The organism is Curtobacterium sp. Leaf261, assembly GCF_001422205.1.
In the GTDB taxonomy this organism is placed as follows: domain Bacteria; phylum Actinomycetota; class Actinomycetes; order Actinomycetales; family Microbacteriaceae; genus Curtobacterium.
On record NZ_LMMJ01000008.1, the window covers coordinates 451,336 to 467,407 of the forward strand.

Sequence of the window (16,072 nt, forward strand, 5' to 3'; positions counted from 1 at the left end):
AACCTACCGAGGGGTGGCCGTCAATGTCCGGTGGGCCCGTGTCAGGTCGCCGACGCGACCACGTGCGGACGGGAGGCCCGGTACCAGCTGGTACCGGGCCTCCCGTCCGTCTCCTGGTCGCGTCCGCGACCCGTGTGGTCAGGCGACCTCGGCGTCGACCGCTCCGGCGACCTGACGGTGCAGCTCGAGGAGGGGCGCGGTGCGGTCCGCGGGCCCGCGCCCGAAGCCGCACTCGGTCGCGATGCCGAAGCGGTCGAGGGCGGTGCGGGCTGCCTCGACCCGGGCGAGCGCTCCCGGCAGGCCGTCCTCGTGGTGCACGAGCCCCAGGACGAGTTCGGTCTCCTCGGGCACGTCGACGTCGGCGAGCGGTGCGAAGTACGCCGCGTCCGAGCGTTCGATCGGGACGGGCAGGTGCACGAAGTCGATCGTCCGGGGTGCACCGTCGAGGACCGCCGCGAGGACCGCGGCGAGGGTCCCGGTGTCGTCGGGCTGGACGAAGTGCTGCTCCTCGACGTCGCCGTAGCAGAGGTGCATGCCGACCTCGACCCCGGCGGGCACCGCGCCGATCTGTCGGTGCGCACGCTCGACGATCCCGATGAGCGGATCGCCGAACCACGACTCGATCGGCGAGGTGCGGACCCGGCTCGACTCGAGGATCGCGAACTCGACGGCGTTGTCCCACTGGATCGCCAGGTCGCCGTGCGGGATGCCGTCGACGATCCGGTCGAGTTCGGCGAACATCGCGCGCTCGTAGACGGGTTCGAACGCGGCTCGGTCCTCGGCGCGGAAGAAGGCCCCGACGACGCCGATCGGTGTCGGGAGCGACACCTGGAACCGGGTGCCCGGAGCGATCACGCCGGCGTCGCGCAGTTCCCGGAACGTCGCGTACGACTCCAGTGCGGCGCTGGCGTACCCGAGGTCCGGCAGCACGATCGACGCCGCGTCGACGCCCTCGATGATCCGGAGCTGACGGCTGTCGAACAGGTCGCGGATCATGAAGCCCGGCTCACCGACGCGCTCGAGGCCGGCGGTGGCGTCGAACCGGAAGTTCTGGAACTGGATCCAGTAGAAGCGCTCACCGACCTCGCCGTCCGGGATCCGATGGGCGAGCGGACCGACGTGCTCCGCGACGGCGCGGAAGGTCGACTCGGCGTCGGGGGAGTTGACGCTCCCGACGAGGTGGACGCCCGTGACGACGGGGGCGGTGGTGGGGTGGATGTCCGATGACGGCGCTGACATGGGAGCAGCATCCCACGCCCTCCTATACTGGGCGCAACACACACGGGAGTCCGGGCGATGCCGGGCTGAGAGGGAGCGACCAGCGCTCCGACCGTCGAACCTGATCCGGGTCATGCCGGCGCAGGGAGGAGTCATCATGCGCGATCGCGCCACCACGTCCACGGTGCCCGGTTCCGAGCCCACCACCACGTCAGCCCGGGTCGACGGGCACGGAGACCGTGGGGGCCGCCGCCCGCGGAGCCTCCGATGGCGGGTCGTCGACATCGTCGTCGCGAGCGTCCTCGCCGTCGCCGCGGGCCTCGTCTTCACGCTCTGGGACCTCGGGTACGCTCCGATCAGTGCCGGGCTGCAGCTCGTCCTACCGGGGATGCAGTCGCTCGTCGGCGGTGTCTGGCTGCTCGCCGGCGTGCTCGTCGGCATCGTCGTCCGGAAGCCCGGCGCCGCGCTCTACGGTGAGCTCGTCGCCGCGACGGTCGAGGCGCTGATGGGGAACGTCTGGGGGCCGATGACGCTCGAGTCGGGGCTCGTTCAGGGGCTCGGTGCCGAGCTCGTCCTCGCGATCTTCCTGTACCGCTCGTATCGGCTGCCCGTGGTCATGCTCGCCGGGGCCGTCGCCGGACTCGCGCTCGGGTTCAACGACCTCGTCTTCTACTACGCCGGCTACGCGCCCGCCTTCAGCATCACGTACGTCGTCTGCGCGGTGCTCTCCGGGGCGGTCGTGGCGGGCATCGGCTCGTGGCTCCTCGTCCGGGCGCTCGCGAGGACCGGCGTGCTCTCCGGGTTCGCGGTGGGCCGGGAGCTCCGGGCCGACCGGGGTTCGTCCCGGCGCCCGTCCGCCCGTTCGTCCCGCGGCCGGGCGTGACCGCTCACCCGACGGACACGGCCGCCGCGGTCGGCGCGGACGGGGCGCGCTCCGCACCCGCTCGCATCGAGTTCTCCGGGTGGGGGCTCCGGTACCCGGACCGTGACACGTGGGCCGTGCGCGGGGTCGACCTCGTCGTGCAACCGGGCGAACGTGTCGCGATCGTCGGACCCTCTGGCGCCGGCAAGTCGACGCTCCTCCGTGCGGTCGCGGGCGTGTTGCCGGACGACACGGACGGCGACGCCGGGCAGGACAGCGACGCCGGGCAGGACGGCGCGGACGGCGACGCCGGGCAGGAGGGTCGGTGCACGGTGGACGGACTCGCCCCGAGCAGCGTCCGCGGGCGGGTCGGACTCGTCATGCAGGACCCCGAGGCGCACACCGTGATGTCCCGTGTCGGCGACGACGTGGCGTTCGGGCCCGAGAACCTCGGCGTCCCGCGGCCCACCATCTGGTCCGAGGTCACGCACGCCCTCGACGTCGTGGGGCTCGACCTGCCGCACGGACGGTCCACCGCGGCGCTCTCCGGCGGGCAGCGACAACGACTCGCGCTCGCCGGGGTGCTCGCGATGCGTCCGGGGACCCTGGTGCTCGACGAGCCGTGCGCGAACCTCGACCCGGAGGGTGTCGCGCAGGTCCGGCGCGCCGTCGGACGGGCACTCGACGACACCGGGGCGACGTTCCTCGTCGTGGAGCACCGCATCGGCACGTGGCTCGACCTCGTGGACCGCCTCGTGCTCCTCGCGCCTTCGGGTGGTGTCGTCGCCGACGGGCCCCCGGCCGAGGTCCTGGGCGCACACCGCGGGGCCCTGACCGAGGCCGGGGTGTGGGTCCCCGGGGCCGACCCCGACACGGTGCCGGCGAGACCGGGTGGCGACGTGCTCCTCACGGTGTCCGAGCTCACCACGGCTCGGCGAACCGGGGAACCGGTCGGCCAGGGCATCGAGCTGGTCGTCCGTGCGGGGGAGTGCATCGCGGTCACGGGGCCGAACGGTGTCGGCAAGTCGACGTTCGGGCTGACGCTCGCGGGGCTCCTCCGACCCGAGCATGGCGCGGTCGTGGCCTCCGACACGCTCGCACCCCCCGGTGGGTCGGCCGAGCCCGGGGCCTGGTCCAGCACGGAGCTCGCGGCACGCATCGGCACGGTGTTCCAGGAACCAGCGCACCAGTTCGTCGCCGCGACCGTCGTCGATGAGCTCGCTGCGGGGCCTCGTGCGCTCGGGCTCTCCGAGGACGACGTCGAGGGCCGTGTCGACGAGGTCATGCTCGCCCTCGGGCTGCAGGCGCTCGCCGATGCCAACCCGTTCACGCTGTCCGGCGGGGAGCAGCGGCGCCTCGCGATCGGCACCGTCGTGGCGACGCGGCCGCGGGTCGTCGTGCTCGACGAGCCGACGTCCGGTCAGGACCGGAGAACCTGGCAGGGGATCGTCGACGCGCTCGCCGGGCTCCTCGACGTCGGGTCGGCCGTCGTCGTGGTGACACACGACCGGGCGCTCGTCGATGCCCTCGGCGCGCGCGAGCTCCGGCTGGTCCCGCCGCCGGCTCCTGCTCCCGCCGCCGCCGAGGCTGGTGCCGCCGCCGAGGCTGGCGCCGCCGCCGTGTCGCCGGCCGAGCGGCGTCCGGAGGGGCTCCGTGTCAACCCCGCCGCGTCGCTGCTCGGGGTCCTCGCCCTCGCCGTCTGCCTCGTGACGAGCCTCGACGTGGTCTCCGCGGCGACGGCCCTCGTGCTCGAACTCCTGCTCCTGCCGCTCGCGCGGATCCGCCCTGGCACCCTGCTCCGCCGGGCCGCACCGCTCCTCGTCGCCGGACCGCTCGCGGCGGTCGGCATCGCGCTCTACGGGGAGGCGTCCGGCCGCACCTGGATCGACGCGGGCTTCGTGCACGTCACGGACGGTTCCCTGGTCTTCGCGCTCGCGACGCTGCTCCGTCTCCTCGCACTCGTCCTGCCGACCATCGCGGTGTTTGCGGCGGTGGACCCGACCGACCTGGCTGACGGACTGGCGCAGGTGCTCCGGCTCCCGGCCCGGTTCGTCCTCGGGGCCCTCGCGGCGATCCGGATGGTGTCGCTGATGCGCGAGGACTGGCGGCAGCTCGGCATGGCCCGCCGGTCCCGCGGCCTCGCGGATCGTGGCCGGGTGCGTCGCGGGGCGTCGATGGCGTTCGCGCTGCTGGTGCTCGCGCTCCGACGGGCGACGACCCTGGCGGTCGCGATGGAGTCGAGGGGCTTCGGTGCCCCCGGTCGACGCACGTGGGCGCGGGAATCGCGGTTCGGCGCCCGCGAGTGGACGCTGATGGCCGTCCTGGTCGGGATCGGATTCGTCGCGATCGGCACCGCGGTCACGGCGGGGACATGGCACGGTCGATGACCGTCCCGAACGGAGCGGACGGGAGGCACGGCGCACCGCCGACGGATGACGGTGCGTCCGTCGTCGACTCGGCCGGGGCACCGGTGCCGCTCGACGAGATCGTGGCCAGGGCATCCACCGCGACGCGTCCCGTGGTGCTCATCGACGGGCGGTCCGGTACCGGCAAGACGACCCTCGCCGGTTCGCTCGCGGGGGAGCTCGGCGCCGAGGTCGTCCATCTCGACGACGTCTACCCGGGGTGGGACGGGCTGCGGGCGGCGTCCGATGCCGTCGTGCAGGAGGTCCTCGCGGTGCCGGACGCGACCGGACGTCCGCGCTGGCGGCGCTGGGACTGGGCCACGGGCCTCCCGGCCGAGTGGCACGTCGTCGACGTGACCCGACCGCTCGTCGTCGAGGGGTGCGGTGCGCTGTCGCGCGGATCCGCGCCGCTCGCGACACTCCGTGTCTGGCTCGACGGGGACGACGCGGTGCGGAAGGCGCGGGCGCTCGCTCGCGACGGCGCGACGTTCGCGCGGGAGTGGGACCGGTGGGCGGCCGAGGAGCGGGCGTTCATCGCCGCCGAGGACCCGAGGTCACTCGCCGACGTGGTCCTGCGTCTGCCCTGAGCGCGCGCGTGGTGCGTCTCCTCGCGCTGCCCGCCCTTCTCATCGCTTCTGTCCCAGGGAGCGTCAACTGGCCGAGGGAGTCCCTGGCACAGTTGACGCCCCCTGCGGCAGAACCAGCAGGTCAGGCCCAGCCGAGCTCGTGGAGCCGGTCGTCGTCGATGCCGTAGTAGTGGCCGATCTCGTGCACGAGGGTGGTGTGCACCTCGTCGTGCAGGTCGTCCAGGCTCTCGCACTCGAGGAGATGTGCCTTGCGGAACACGACGATGCGGTCGGGGAGTTCGCCGAAGCCGTACTGGCCGCGCTCCGTCGCCGCGATGCCGTCGTAGCGGCCGAAGAGCTCCTCACCGTCCTCCGGCTCGTCCTCGACGACGAAGGCGACGTTCTCGAGGCCGTCCATCATGTCGTCCGGCAGCAGGTCGAGCTCCTCGGTGACGAGGTCCTCGAAGGCCTCGGGCGACATCTCCAGCACGCGCTCATCGTCCCAGCTCTCCCTGGGTGTCCGGTCGCACGATACGCGCGCATCCCATGCGTGGGGACAGGGCGACAGGCGTCTGCGGGAGCGACGTCGTGTCGGCCCGGAACTGTCGCTCCTTGCGCGCGCATCCGATGCGTGGGCACGGGGCGACAGGCCACCGTGGGAGCGACGTCGTGTTGGCCCGGAACTGTCGCTCCATGTGCACACACCGGAGGGCGGGCCAGCAAGCACTGAGGGAGGCCTGCGGTTTCGCACAACGTGCGAAACACAGTCCTCCCTCGTCTGCGCCGCCCGGAGGGCGGGCTGTAAAGCACTGAGGGAGAGCTCCGGTTCCGCAACGCGGAACGGAACTCTCCCTCGACCGGGGTGAATAACGGGGCTCGAACCCGCGACCTCCTAGACCACAACCAGGCGCTCTACCAGCTGAGCTATATCCACCATGTCGCGCCCGGGGTGGAGCCCAGACGCGGCTCATCAATAGTAGTACACACAGGGGCTGCTTCCGAACCACGGCTGTTGCGGGCGGTGCAGGGCGGAGGTGGGTCGTGCCTCCCGTCCGGTGCCGCCACCATGTTGCGGGAGGCGACCTGTCAGGCGTTCGGCGCGACGAGCCGCGGAGCCCACTTCGCGACGACCTCGGCGTTGATCGCCTTCACGTCGTCAGAGGTGGGGCCGGGCTCCGGGGTGAATCCGGCACGACGGTAGTACTCGAGCTCGCGGATCGACTCGAGGATGTCGGCGAGCGCGCGGTGGCCGCCGTGCTTCTCGGGGGCGTTGAAGTACACGCGTGGGAACCAGCGGCGGCTGAGCTCCTTGATGCTCGAGACGTCGACGCTGCGGTAGTGCAGATGCCCGTCGACACGGGGCATGTACTTGGCGAGGAACGCACGGTCGGTGCCGATGGTGTTCCCGGCGAGGGGCGCGGAGCCTTCGACCGGGACGTGCGCCTGGATGTACTCGAGCACCTGGAACTCGGCGTCAGCGAGACTCACGCCGTCGGGTATCTCGGTGATGAGCCCCGAGCTCGTGTGCATGTTCGTCACGAACTCGTTCATGTTGTCGAGCGCCGACTGGTCGGGCTTGATGACGATGTCGAAGCCGGGGTGCACCGGCTCGAGGTCGAAGTCGGTGACGACCACGGCCACCTCGACGAGTTCGTCGACGGCGATGTCGAGCCCCGTCATCTCGCAGTCGATCCAGACGAGACGGTCGTTCGCAGTACCCATGGCACGATCCTATTCTGCTGACGCGGAACGGCCCCCGCGCTGATGTGCGGGGGCCGTTCGCTGAAAGTGCTTACTTGACGACGGTGATGTCCACCGTGGTGTGCCAGGAGTTCCAGACGCCGTCCTCGATCTGCTGGATGCGCAGCGTCTGGCTGCCGAGCGCGAGTTTCCGGACCTTGAGCGTCGTGATCTCCCCGGTGGCGACCACGTCGTCCGTGGCGATGGTCGAACCCTGACCGGGCACCCACTTCGACGAGGTAACCATGAGCGTGTTCCCGGCCTTGCTCCGGATCTGGATCGTGCTCCCCTTCTGCTGCAGCGTGTCGCCGTCGGACAGGCCGACGAACGCCGGGACGGTGCCCTGCGTGGAGGAGGAGGAAGCGGCGGCGGGCGCGGCGGGCGCTGCGTTCGCGACGCCGGGCGCGAATGCGAGGCCGGCGGTGACCGCTGCTGCGGCGGCGAGGGTGGAGAGCGTTCGGATGATCTTGGTCATGGAGTTCCTGTCCTGTTGGTGGTGTGCTCATTTCGGCACAGAAAGAACTCTATATCGTTAACTTCACATCTCAAATTATACGCTATTTATACTATTCACGATGCGCCCCCGACGGTGATCGCCTCGGCCTCGACTCGCTCGGACTCCGGACCGTCGTCGACGCGCCGGAGTGCCTTCGCTGCGACGATGGTCACGACGAGCGCGACGACGACCGACGAGCCGGCGAACACGTAGGCGGCGCTCGGCGAGTAGGCGTCGGCGAGGAGTGTCGCGACCGGCGGAGCAACCGCGCCACCCAGGAAGCGCACCGCGGAGTAGGCGCTCGATGCGACCGACCGGGGGAGGTCCGTTGCCTCCATCACGCTCTCGGTGAGCACGGTGTTGAGGACGCCGAGCACGAGGCCACCGACGATCACGCAGATCACGAGACCGACCTGGCTCGTGACGAACACGGCGGCGGCGAACAGGTCGAGTGCGAGGAGGGGGAGTGCGATGCGGAGGACCGTTGTCCGACGCATCCTCGCCGTCAGGAGTGGTGCCACCCAGACAGATGTGATCGCGAGTCCGAGACCCCATCCGAAGAAGGTGAACCCGATGCCGAGGGCGTCGAACCCGAGGGGGAACGGCGTGTAGGCGAGGAGCACGAAGAAGCCGATGTTGTAGAACAGCGCGGTCGCGGCGAGTGCGGCGAGCGCAGGGCGTCGGAGCGCACGGAACGGCGCGGAGAGCTTGGTCGGCGTCGGCTTCTCCATCGCGCTCGACTTGAGGAGCACCATGATCGCGATGAAGGCGATCGCCATGAGGACGGTCACGCCGAAGAAGGGGCCTCGCCAGCTGACGGAGCCGAGGAGTCCGCCGACGAGCGGGCCGATCGCGATGCCGAGACCGAGTGCCGCCTCGTAGAGGATGATGGCACTCGCCGTGCCACCGGACGCTGCTCCGACGATCGTGGCGAGTGCCGTGGAGATGAAGAGCGCGTTCCCGAGTCCCCAACCCGCGCGGAACCCGATGATGATCCACACGTCGTTCGACAGAGCGGCGAACAGGGCGAACGCGACGATGAGGGCAAGCCCGATCATCAGCGTCTTCTTCGGGCCGATGCGGCTGGACACCCAGCTCGTGAAGAACATCGCGACACCGGTCACCGCGAGGTAGCTCGTGAAGAGCAGCTCGGTCTGCGACGGTGTGGCCCGGAGGGATGCGGCGATGGCGGGGAGGATCGGGTCCACGAGGCCGATGCCCATGAACGCGACGACGCTCGCGAAGGCGATCGCCCAGACGGCCGTCGGCTGTTTGAGGATGCTGGTGCCCGCGGCTGGGGCGTGGCTGGTCACGCTGGTGTCTCCGATCCGACCCGCTGTGGGGTCGTCGATGTGGTGCCGACCCGCTGTGGGGTCGTCGATGTGGTGCCGACCCGTTGCGGGGCCGTCGATGTGGTGCCGACTGGTTGCGAGGTCGTCGATGTGCCGACGCGGGTGGCGATGAGGGTTGCGGCGGCGTGCAGGGTGTCCCACTCGGACGCGTCGAGATCGTCGAAGAGCGGCCCGACCTCCCGCGCCAGGGTTGCTCGCCAGGCGGCGATGGCGTCGTGGCCCGCATCGGTGATCGCGATGAGACCCACCCGGGAGTCGTCGGGGTCGGCTGCACGGTCGACGAGACCGTCGGCGATCATCCCGGCAACGAGCTTGGTGATGGTGGGCTGCGACACTCGGCTCGCGGTCGCCAGTTCGCCGATGCGCATCGTGCCGTCCGCGTCGAGGATCCCGAGGGTGCGCCAGACCGCCGACGACGTCGCATTGCCGCTCGCCTGCGCCGCGCGCCGGATGAGCCGGTTCACCGCGACGAGGAGCGTCTCGATGGTGTCGTCGTGGTCGGCGGTCATGAGGTAATTATATAGCCAAGCTATGTATCCGACAAACCAGGGGCTGCCCGAAGCTGCCTCGCAGGTCTCGACTCCGGCTGCCTGGGTACGTGCTGGCTGCCGGCTGGTAGAAGAGATGGCATGAGCGACATCACGATCCACGAGGGCGACCAGTACACCGTCCTCTTCCACGGCGGCCCCTTCGACGGTACGACCGACACGAGGACTGCAACGACCGACGCATGGGACCAGGAGGTCACGGCGTACGCCGGGGTCGAGGGGCTCGAGACAGCGTTCACCTACACGGCCACCGAGGCCAAGCAGGTGCTCGACCAGGTGCACGTGGACTACGCGTTCGACCCGAAGGACTCCGACCCCGTCGACCAGCTCGACGAGCGCGGCGACCGGAGTGGTGGCTTCGACCGGGCTTGACCACGGTTTGGGTGAGTGATGCCCGCACGGCTGTTCCGCGGAATGCGGGGCAGCCGTTCCGCGTTCCAGGGCACATGCGCATCGACCTGTTCACGTCCGCGTTCTGTGCGCCGTGTGCTGGTGCGCGTCGTGTCGTCGCGGAGGCCGTGCGGCTCGTGCCCGGTCTCGAGGCCCGGGAGATCGACGTCGCGGCACGGCCGGACGAGGTCGAGGCGCTCGGCATCCGGTCGACACCGACCATCCGGATCAGCGACGATCAGGGCCGAGAGGTCTTCCGGTCACCGGGTGTACCGCAGCGGGACCAATTGCTCGTCGCTCTCGCGGGAGCGCTCCGCCACTGACGGTTGCGCCGACGAAGCCGGTTGCGCCGACGAAGCCGGTTGCGCCGACGAAGCGCATGGGGCAGGCAACGGCGGTCGGACCGGTCGGAGAGTGTGCCCCCGGCAGGAGTCGAACCCGCAATCGTCGGAGTAGAAATCCGCTGCCTTATCCATTGGGCCACGGGGGCGATCAGTTCCAGGATATCGGTCAGCCGCGCTGTCGACCGTGTCGCACGGAGCTCTGCGGGTCGCGACCGCGCGGTGACCGATCCCGCATCATGTTCGATCGTCGTCGCTGCGCATCGACGGGGCTCGTCGTGACAGGCCGACCTCGCAACTCGTCGTCGTTCCTACTCGTCGTCGTCGACTGCGCGGCGTCGGAGTTCGCTGGCGCTGACGGGTGACCCGTACGGTGCCTCCGCGGTCTCGTCAGGATCGGAGTGTTCGGCCGGGGTCTCGCTGAGCCGTGTCGGGATCGACGCCGTGCTGGTCGACGGCGCTGCGGCGTCGACCTTCCGTTCGGTCAGCGGCGCGGCCGTACCGCTCGGGGTGTCGCCGAGCCGCGCCGATGCGCCAATGATGGACGTGGCATCGCGGTCGGCGGTGGAGACCGGGGTCGACCGGGCCGGCTCGACCGGACGGGCCGGCGTGACGGCGTCGGGCGCTGGCGTAGGCGTCGATACGGGCGCCGGCGTCGATACGGGCGCCGGCGTCGACACGGGCGCCGGCGTCGACACGGGCGCCGGCGTCGACACGGGCGTCGGCGTCGGCGTCGGCGTCGGCGTCGGCGTGGGCGTTCGCGCGGGCGTGGGGGTGGGCGCTGCGGGGGACGCGGCTGCGGCCGTGGCCGACGGACCTGCGGGAGTCACGGAACCCTCCGGTGTCGCAGAGCCTCCTGGGGTCGCAGCAGCGTCCGAGCTTCGTCGATCCCGGTCGACCTGGTCTGCATTCCACGCCTGCTGCCGGTTGATGAGGTCGGCGTCCGCGTCGGGTGCCTCGAACTTCCACTGCTCGAGATCGGAACGGAACAGCTTCCGTGCCCTGGACGGCCGCGCCTGCCACTCGAGCATCCGATCGCGGAACTCGGCCAGGGACTGCTCGGCCTGGAAGCTGAACGTGGAGGAGTTCTTCTTGATGTCGGCGATCTCGTGTTGCGCCCAGTTCGCCGCGACGGGCGCACCGCTCACGGGCAGGAGGCGCAACCTGATGTCGGCGTCCTCGGCGAGGTGATCCGCATACCCGCGCTCGTCGTGTCCGAGGCTGCCCCAGGTCGCGGCCTTGCGTGCCGCGGAGACCACGCCTGCCACTGCCGCGTTCCTCGCCTCGCGCTCCTGCATCGCGACGACACGCTTCGTCGCACCGCGACCGATCAACGCCGCGACGACGCCTGCGACCACGATGGCGACGAACGGGACGATCGCACCGGAGATGATCTGCCAGCCGTGGTCCGACCCTGACCAGTCCACGAAGTTGTTCCACCATTCCATGACCGCACGATATCGACCATCGTGCCGCGAGCCGGGGCGCGACAGGCGCAACCGGACGAACGGGGTGTCCGGGCCGTCAGAACCGCAGCATGTCCACCGCGTCGTCCGCGCTCCAGACGCTCGGCAGCGCGACGAACCGACGTTCTGCCGGGACGAAGCGGCGGGCCCGGAACGCGGGGCCGCCGGCGACGTCGATCCGGTCGACGTAGCCGACGATCTCACCGTTGGCACGTGAGATGCGACTGAGGTCGTCGCGGACGTCCAGGATGTGCAGCGATCCTCGTGTCCGCGCCACCGGACGGGGCGGGCGCAGGCGCAGGACCGGTCCGGTCGCGTCGGGGTGTGTGGTCGTCGTGGTCGTCATGGTGGCTCCTGGTCCGTGTCGATGCTCGGTGTTCGATCGGGGACTGCTCCGACGGTACGGCGGACCACTGACGCCCGCGTCGGGCAGGAACGGCCGGGGGAATGCGGATCGGGGGGTCTCGGTTGGGGAGGACGAGGGCCCGACCGGGCCACGGGCCTCCCGGCCGAACGGTCTCCGTCGTCGGGAGGCGGATGATGACGGAAAGGTGTGCTCGATGACGACCTTCGTGCTCGCAGGCGGTTGTTTCTGGTGTCTCGATGCGGTGTACCGCACTCTGCAGGGCGTGTCGGACGTGGTGTCCGGGTACGTCGGCGGCGAGTCGGCGCACCCGACGTACGAGGCCGTCTGCAGCGGAACGACCGGCCACGCCGAAGCCGTCGCAGTGACCTTCGACGAGTCGGTGATCCCCGCTGATGTCGTGCTGGACGTCTTCTTCACGCTGCACGATCCCCGTCAGCGGAACCGCCAGGGCGCTGACGTCGGCACGCAGTACCGCTCGGCGATGTTCCCGGCGGACGACGCGCAGCGGGCCGTCTTCGAGGCCGCGATCGCTCGCGCATCGGAGATCTGGGACGGCGGTGTCGTCACGACCGTGGAGCCGCTCGGGACCTTCCACCGTGCCGAGGAGTACCACCAGGACTTCTTCGCGAAGAACCCCGGGCAGGGGTACTGCCTCGCTGTCGCGCTGCCCAAGGTGAACAAGGTCCGCAAGGCGTACAGTCAGTACATCCTGGCGTCGTAGCCCGGTCGGGCGACGGCGTCACCGAACCACAAGGAGGTGGTTGATGATGCAGACCGACATCGAGACCGAGGCGACGGGTGCGTCCGCGAGCACGACGGCCGACGCTGGAACTGAGTCGGACGGAACCGTGTCCGCTGGGACGTGGGTGGCCGTCGGACCGGCCGGTGCCGTCGGCAGTGTCCACCAGGACGGCGCGGAGTTCCGTGTCGACCTGTACGGATCGTCCGCACGGAGTGCCGTCTACCCGACGCTCGAGTCCGCGAAGCGCGCGGTGCACGCGTCGTTGGGCCCGAACGCCGAGCGGCCGGAGTTCCGCGCGCACTGATCACCACTGCTTACCCGTCCTCCCCAGGTCGGGACGGCAGGCTGGTTCTCCACAACCGGAGACGGGATCCGCATGAGCGGGTCCCGTCCTCGGCAGCATTCAGGACATGAACGACACCATCACCATCCGCGGCATCGTCGCCACCGTCCCTCGTCACCTCGTCACCGGCACGGGGCTCTCGATCACGAGCTTCCGGCTCGCATCCCCGTCCCGTCGCTGGGACCGCGCCACCTCGGCGTGGGTCAACGGCGACACGAACTGGTTCACCGTCACCGCCTTCCGCACCCTGGCGACGAATGTCCAGGAGTCGGTCATCAAGGGTGACCGTGTCCTCGTCGCCGGGCGTCTGCGGATCCGCCCGTGGGAACGAGACCACCGCAGCGGGACCGCGGTCGAGATCGACGGGGACTCGATCGGTCACGACCTCGCGTACGGTCGGTCGCAGTGGCGGAAGGTCACGCGTCACACGACCGACGAGACAGCCTGGCCGGGCGAACTGCCGACGGCTGAGGAGCGTGCGGTCGCCTCCGCGACGAGCATCGACTCCGGAGTCGGACTGGAGGGACGGGTGGAGTCCGGCATCCCGGCCGGCGGCTCGGATCACGAAGACGACTGGATGGCTCGCGTCGGCCGAGACGGAGTGGTCCACGACGAACCCGCGGACCACGAGGATCCGGCGCCCCATGACGTGGCGTCGCTCAGCGACGCTGCTCCGCTGCGCGACGAACCGGCGCTCCCCGACGACCCCGCGGTCCCCGACCACCTCGAGGAGTCCGCGCCCGAGCGGCCCCTGCCGGATCCGGTGTTCTGATCCGGGCACCAGTAGACTCGTGCACCGTCGCGGCCACGTCGGTCGCAGCGATCAGGTCGATCGCACCGCACCGCACCGCACCACGCCGCGCTGCTCGGCGGCGTTCCGTAGCGGATGCAGCATCGGCCGTGGGGAGAAGGGGTTGTCGATGCGCCGGAGGCACCTGCTCGGCATCGTCCTGGCTGGATCACTCGCACTCGGGTTGACGTCGTGCACGCTCGGAGCGTCGCCGGATCGCGACACGGTGACGGGTTCGCCAGCGTCGGAGAACTCGGCCTCGGCGTCGGCTTCCAGCTCGGCGACACCGTCAGCCACTGCGACGGCAGGGCCCGAGGTCACTGCCGCCAAGTCGAAGTTCGACGGCGCGAACACCGCACTCGCAGCCCGGAACGGAAGCGCGAACGACCATGACATCGTCGACTCGCTCGTCACGGCTGGGTTCGACAAGGGGGCCATGCAGATCACACCCGACACGACGTCGATCGGTCGAGGCGCTGACTCGATCGAGGTCTCGGTGCTCGTCGGATCGACCTGTCTGCTCGGACAGTTCCGAGGGAGCACCTACGTCGGTGACACCGCGCCCGTGCTCGGGACTGGGCACTGCCTGATCGGCAACACGCGCGCGATCGACTGGTAGTCACGGCACGTCGCGGCTGCGCACGGTGACACCAGGTCGTCGTCTGCGTGATCGTCCAGGACGCGTGCCCGCTCGTCGTCCGCCCGCTCAGTAGACTGGAGGCAATATGGCTGAGTACATCTACCAAATGGTCCGCGCCCGCAAGACGGTCGGCGACAAACTGATCCTCGACGACGTGACCATGTCGTTCCTGCCCGGAGCCAAGATCGGCGTGGTCGGCCCGAACGGTGCCGGCAAGTCGACGATCCTCAAGATCATGGCCGGCCTCGACCAGCCCTCGAACGGTGACGCCAAGCTGTCGCCCGGGTTCACCGTCGGCATCCTCATGCAGGAGCCGGAGCTCGACGAGTCGAAGACCGTCCTCGAGAACGTGCAAGAGGGCGTCGGACCGATCAAGGGCAAGATCGACCGGTTCAACGAGATCTCCGCAGCGATGGCCGAGCCGGACGCGGACTTCGATGCGCTCCTCAGCGAGATGGGCGTCCTGCAGGAAGACATCGACGCCGCTGACGCGTGGGACCTCGACTCCCAGCTCGAGCAGGCGATGGCCGCCCTCCAGTGCCCGCCCGGCGACGAGATGATCTCCCACCTGTCCGGCGGCGAGAAGCGTCGCGTGGCACTCTGCAAGCTGCTGCTCCAGAAGCCCGACCTGCTGCTCCTCGACGAGCCCACGAACCACCTCGACGCCGAGAGCGTGCAGTGGCTCGAGCAGCACCTCGCGCAGTACCACGGTGCCGTCCTCGCCGTGACCCACGACCGGTACTTCCTCGACCACGTCGCCGAGTGGATCGCCGAGGTCGACCGTGGGCGCCTCTACCCGTACGAGGGCAACTACTCCACCTACCTCGAGAAGAAGCGTGCGCGTCTCGAGGTCCAGGGCAAGAAGGACGCCAAGCTCGCCAAGCGTCTCTCCGAGGAGCTCGAATGGGTGCGGAGCAACGCGAAGGGTCGGCAGGCCAAGTCGAAGGCCCGTCTCGCCCGGTACGAGGAGATGGCGACCGAGGCGGAGCGCACCAGGAAGCTCGACTTCGAGGAGATCGTGATCCCCGTCGGACCGCGCCTCGGCTCGCAGGTCATCGACGCGAACAAGTTGCACAAGCAGTTCGGCGAACGCGTCCTGATCGACAACCTCTCCTTCACGCTGCCCCGGAACGGCATCGTCGGCGTCATCGGTCCGAACGGTGTCGGCAAGACGACGCTGTTCAAGACGGTCGTCGGGCTCGAACCGCTCGACGGCGGCGAGCTCAAGGTCGGCGAGACGGTGGACATCTCCTACGTCGACCAGAGCCGTGGCGGCATCGACCCGAACAAGAACCTGTGGGAGGTCGTGTCCGACGGCCTCGACTACATCCAGGTCGGCAAGACCGAGATCCCGTCGCGGGCCTACGTCTCGCAGTTCGGGTTCAAGGGACCGGACCAGCAGAAGAAGGCCGGGGTGCTCTCGGGCGGAGAGCGCAACCGGTTGAACCTCGCCCTCACACTCAAGCAGGGCGGGAACCTCCTCCTCCTCGACGAGCCGACGAACGACCTGGACGTCGAGACGCTCGGAAGCCTCGAGAACGCATTGCTCGAGTTCCCGGGGTGTGCCGTGGTGATCACACACGATCGGTGGTTCCTCGACCGGATCGCCACCCACATCCTCTCGTGGGAGGGTGTCGACGAGGACGGCACCCCGAACTGGTACTGGTTCGAAGGCAACTTCCAGGCCTACGAGGAGAACAAGGTCGAGCGTCTCGGAGCCGACGCGGCGAAGCCGGCACGGTCGACGTACCGCAAGCTGACGCGCGACTGATGTCCGGAGCTCGACGGGCCGGGGCCCACCGGGTG

At 70.0% G+C, this 16,072-nt stretch carries 18 protein-coding genes, 2 tRNA genes and 1 riboswitch; of the genes, 10 read left to right on the top strand and 10 right to left on the bottom strand.

The genetic code is table 11. From position 1 onward, the window contains the following. Positions 1-138: 138 nt before the first annotated feature. A complete protein-coding gene (locus ASF23_RS10260; RefSeq protein WP_055952621.1) occupies positions 139-1,239 on the bottom strand; it encodes a hypothetical protein in 1,101 nt (366 codons plus the stop codon). Positions 1,240-1,271: 32 nt separating this feature from the next. Further along, a riboswitch (TPP riboswitch) is annotated at positions 1,272-1,384 on the top strand. Between ASF23_RS10260 and ASF23_RS10265 the strand changes: the two genes are divergently transcribed. From ASF23_RS10265 to ASF23_RS10275, 3 genes are all read left to right on the top strand, one after another. Further along, a complete protein-coding gene (locus ASF23_RS10265; RefSeq protein ID WP_082474060.1) occupies positions 1,376-2,101 on the top strand; it encodes an ECF transporter S component in 726 nt (241 codons plus the stop codon). Its footprint overlaps the riboswitch before it by 9 nt. After that, a complete protein-coding gene (locus ASF23_RS10270) occupies positions 2,098-4,467 on the top strand; it encodes an ATP-binding cassette domain-containing protein (RefSeq protein ID WP_055952624.1) in 2,370 nt (789 codons plus the stop codon). The genes ASF23_RS10265 and ASF23_RS10270 overlap by 4 nt, the downstream gene beginning before the upstream one ends. Continuing rightward, complete coding sequence (locus ASF23_RS10275) at positions 4,464-5,072, top strand: hypothetical protein (protein ID WP_082474061.1); 609 nt, start codon at positions 4,464-4,466, stop codon at positions 5,070-5,072. The genes ASF23_RS10270 and ASF23_RS10275 overlap by 4 nt, the downstream gene beginning before the upstream one ends. A 121-nt stretch (positions 5,073-5,193) precedes the next feature. Here the strand turns inward: ASF23_RS10275 and ASF23_RS10280 are convergent, their stop codons facing one another. From ASF23_RS10280 to ASF23_RS10305, 6 genes are all read right to left on the bottom strand, one after another. Beyond that, on the bottom strand, positions 5,194-5,532 hold the full coding sequence (locus ASF23_RS10280) for a metallopeptidase family protein (RefSeq protein ID WP_055953268.1): 339 nt from the start codon (positions 5,530-5,532) through the stop codon (positions 5,194-5,196). Positions 5,533-5,912: 380 nt separating this feature from the next. Beyond that, positions 5,913-5,985, bottom strand: a tRNA-His gene (locus ASF23_RS10285). 152 nt (positions 5,986-6,137) lie between these two features. Next, on the bottom strand, positions 6,138-6,773 hold the full coding sequence (gene orn / locus ASF23_RS10290; RefSeq protein ID WP_055952627.1) for an oligoribonuclease: 636 nt from the start codon (positions 6,771-6,773) through the stop codon (positions 6,138-6,140). A 70-nt stretch (positions 6,774-6,843) separates the two neighbouring features. Next, the gene (locus tag ASF23_RS10295) at positions 6,844-7,266 is read right to left on the bottom strand and encodes a hypothetical protein (RefSeq protein ID WP_055952631.1); all 423 of its coding nucleotides are present in this window, start codon (positions 7,264-7,266) and stop codon (positions 6,844-6,846) included. A gap of 95 nt (positions 7,267-7,361) precedes the next feature. Beyond that, positions 7,362-8,600, bottom strand: coding sequence for an MFS transporter (locus ASF23_RS10300; protein ID WP_055952634.1), 1,239 nt, complete (start codon positions 8,598-8,600; stop codon positions 7,362-7,364). Further along, positions 8,597-9,148, bottom strand: a complete 552-nt coding sequence (locus ASF23_RS10305) for a MarR family winged helix-turn-helix transcriptional regulator (RefSeq protein ID WP_055952637.1) — start codon at positions 9,146-9,148, stop codon at positions 8,597-8,599. The genes ASF23_RS10300 and ASF23_RS10305 overlap by 4 nt, the downstream gene beginning before the upstream one ends. Before the next feature lie 120 nt (positions 9,149-9,268). On the opposite strand from ASF23_RS10305, the gene ASF23_RS10310 reads away from it, so the two are divergent. After that, positions 9,269-9,559, top strand: a complete 291-nt coding sequence (locus tag ASF23_RS10310; protein WP_055952640.1) for a hypothetical protein — start codon at positions 9,269-9,271, stop codon at positions 9,557-9,559. 74 nt (positions 9,560-9,633) lie between these two features. Continuing rightward, positions 9,634-9,900, top strand: coding sequence for a thioredoxin (locus ASF23_RS10315; protein WP_055952643.1), 267 nt, complete (start codon positions 9,634-9,636; stop codon positions 9,898-9,900). A gap of 94 nt (positions 9,901-9,994) precedes the next feature. Here the strand turns inward: ASF23_RS10315 and ASF23_RS10320 are convergent. The 3 genes from ASF23_RS10320 to ASF23_RS10330 form a co-directional block, all read right to left on the bottom strand. Continuing rightward, positions 9,995-10,067, bottom strand: a tRNA-Arg gene (locus ASF23_RS10320). 162 nt (positions 10,068-10,229) lie between these two features. Further along, positions 10,230-11,366 carry a hypothetical protein gene (locus ASF23_RS18325; RefSeq protein WP_055952646.1) on the bottom strand — a complete coding sequence of 379 codons (1,137 nt, stop codon included), beginning with the start codon at positions 11,364-11,366 and terminating at the stop codon, positions 10,230-10,232. A gap of 76 nt (positions 11,367-11,442) precedes the next feature. Next, entirely contained in the window at positions 11,443-11,730 is a 288-nt protein-coding gene (locus ASF23_RS10330; RefSeq protein ID WP_055952648.1) for a hypothetical protein, read from the bottom strand. 214 nt (positions 11,731-11,944) lie between these two features. On the opposite strand from ASF23_RS10330, the gene msrA reads away from it, so the two are divergent. The 5 genes from msrA to ettA all read left to right on the top strand — a co-directional run bounded on the left by msrA (position 11,945) and on the right by ettA (position 16,037). Beyond that, complete coding sequence (gene msrA, locus ASF23_RS10335; protein ID WP_055952651.1) at positions 11,945-12,472, top strand: peptide-methionine (S)-S-oxide reductase MsrA; 528 nt, start codon at positions 11,945-11,947, stop codon at positions 12,470-12,472. 43 nt (positions 12,473-12,515) lie between these two features. Further along, the gene (locus tag ASF23_RS10340; protein WP_055952654.1) at positions 12,516-12,797 is read left to right on the top strand and encodes a hypothetical protein; all 282 of its coding nucleotides are present in this window, start codon (positions 12,516-12,518) and stop codon (positions 12,795-12,797) included. A 106-nt stretch (positions 12,798-12,903) separates the two neighbouring features. After that, positions 12,904-13,608 (top strand): single-stranded DNA-binding protein, encoded by a 705-nt coding sequence (locus ASF23_RS10345; RefSeq protein ID WP_055952657.1) that lies wholly within the window; start codon positions 12,904-12,906, stop codon positions 13,606-13,608. 148 nt (positions 13,609-13,756) lie between these two features. Further along, complete coding sequence (locus ASF23_RS10350) at positions 13,757-14,245, top strand: DUF6993 domain-containing protein (RefSeq protein WP_156364451.1); 489 nt, start codon at positions 13,757-13,759, stop codon at positions 14,243-14,245. A gap of 106 nt (positions 14,246-14,351) precedes the next feature. After that, entirely contained in the window at positions 14,352-16,037 is a 1,686-nt protein-coding gene (gene ettA / locus ASF23_RS10355; RefSeq protein ID WP_055952662.1) for an energy-dependent translational throttle protein EttA, read from the top strand. Positions 16,038-16,072 lie beyond the last annotated feature (35 nt).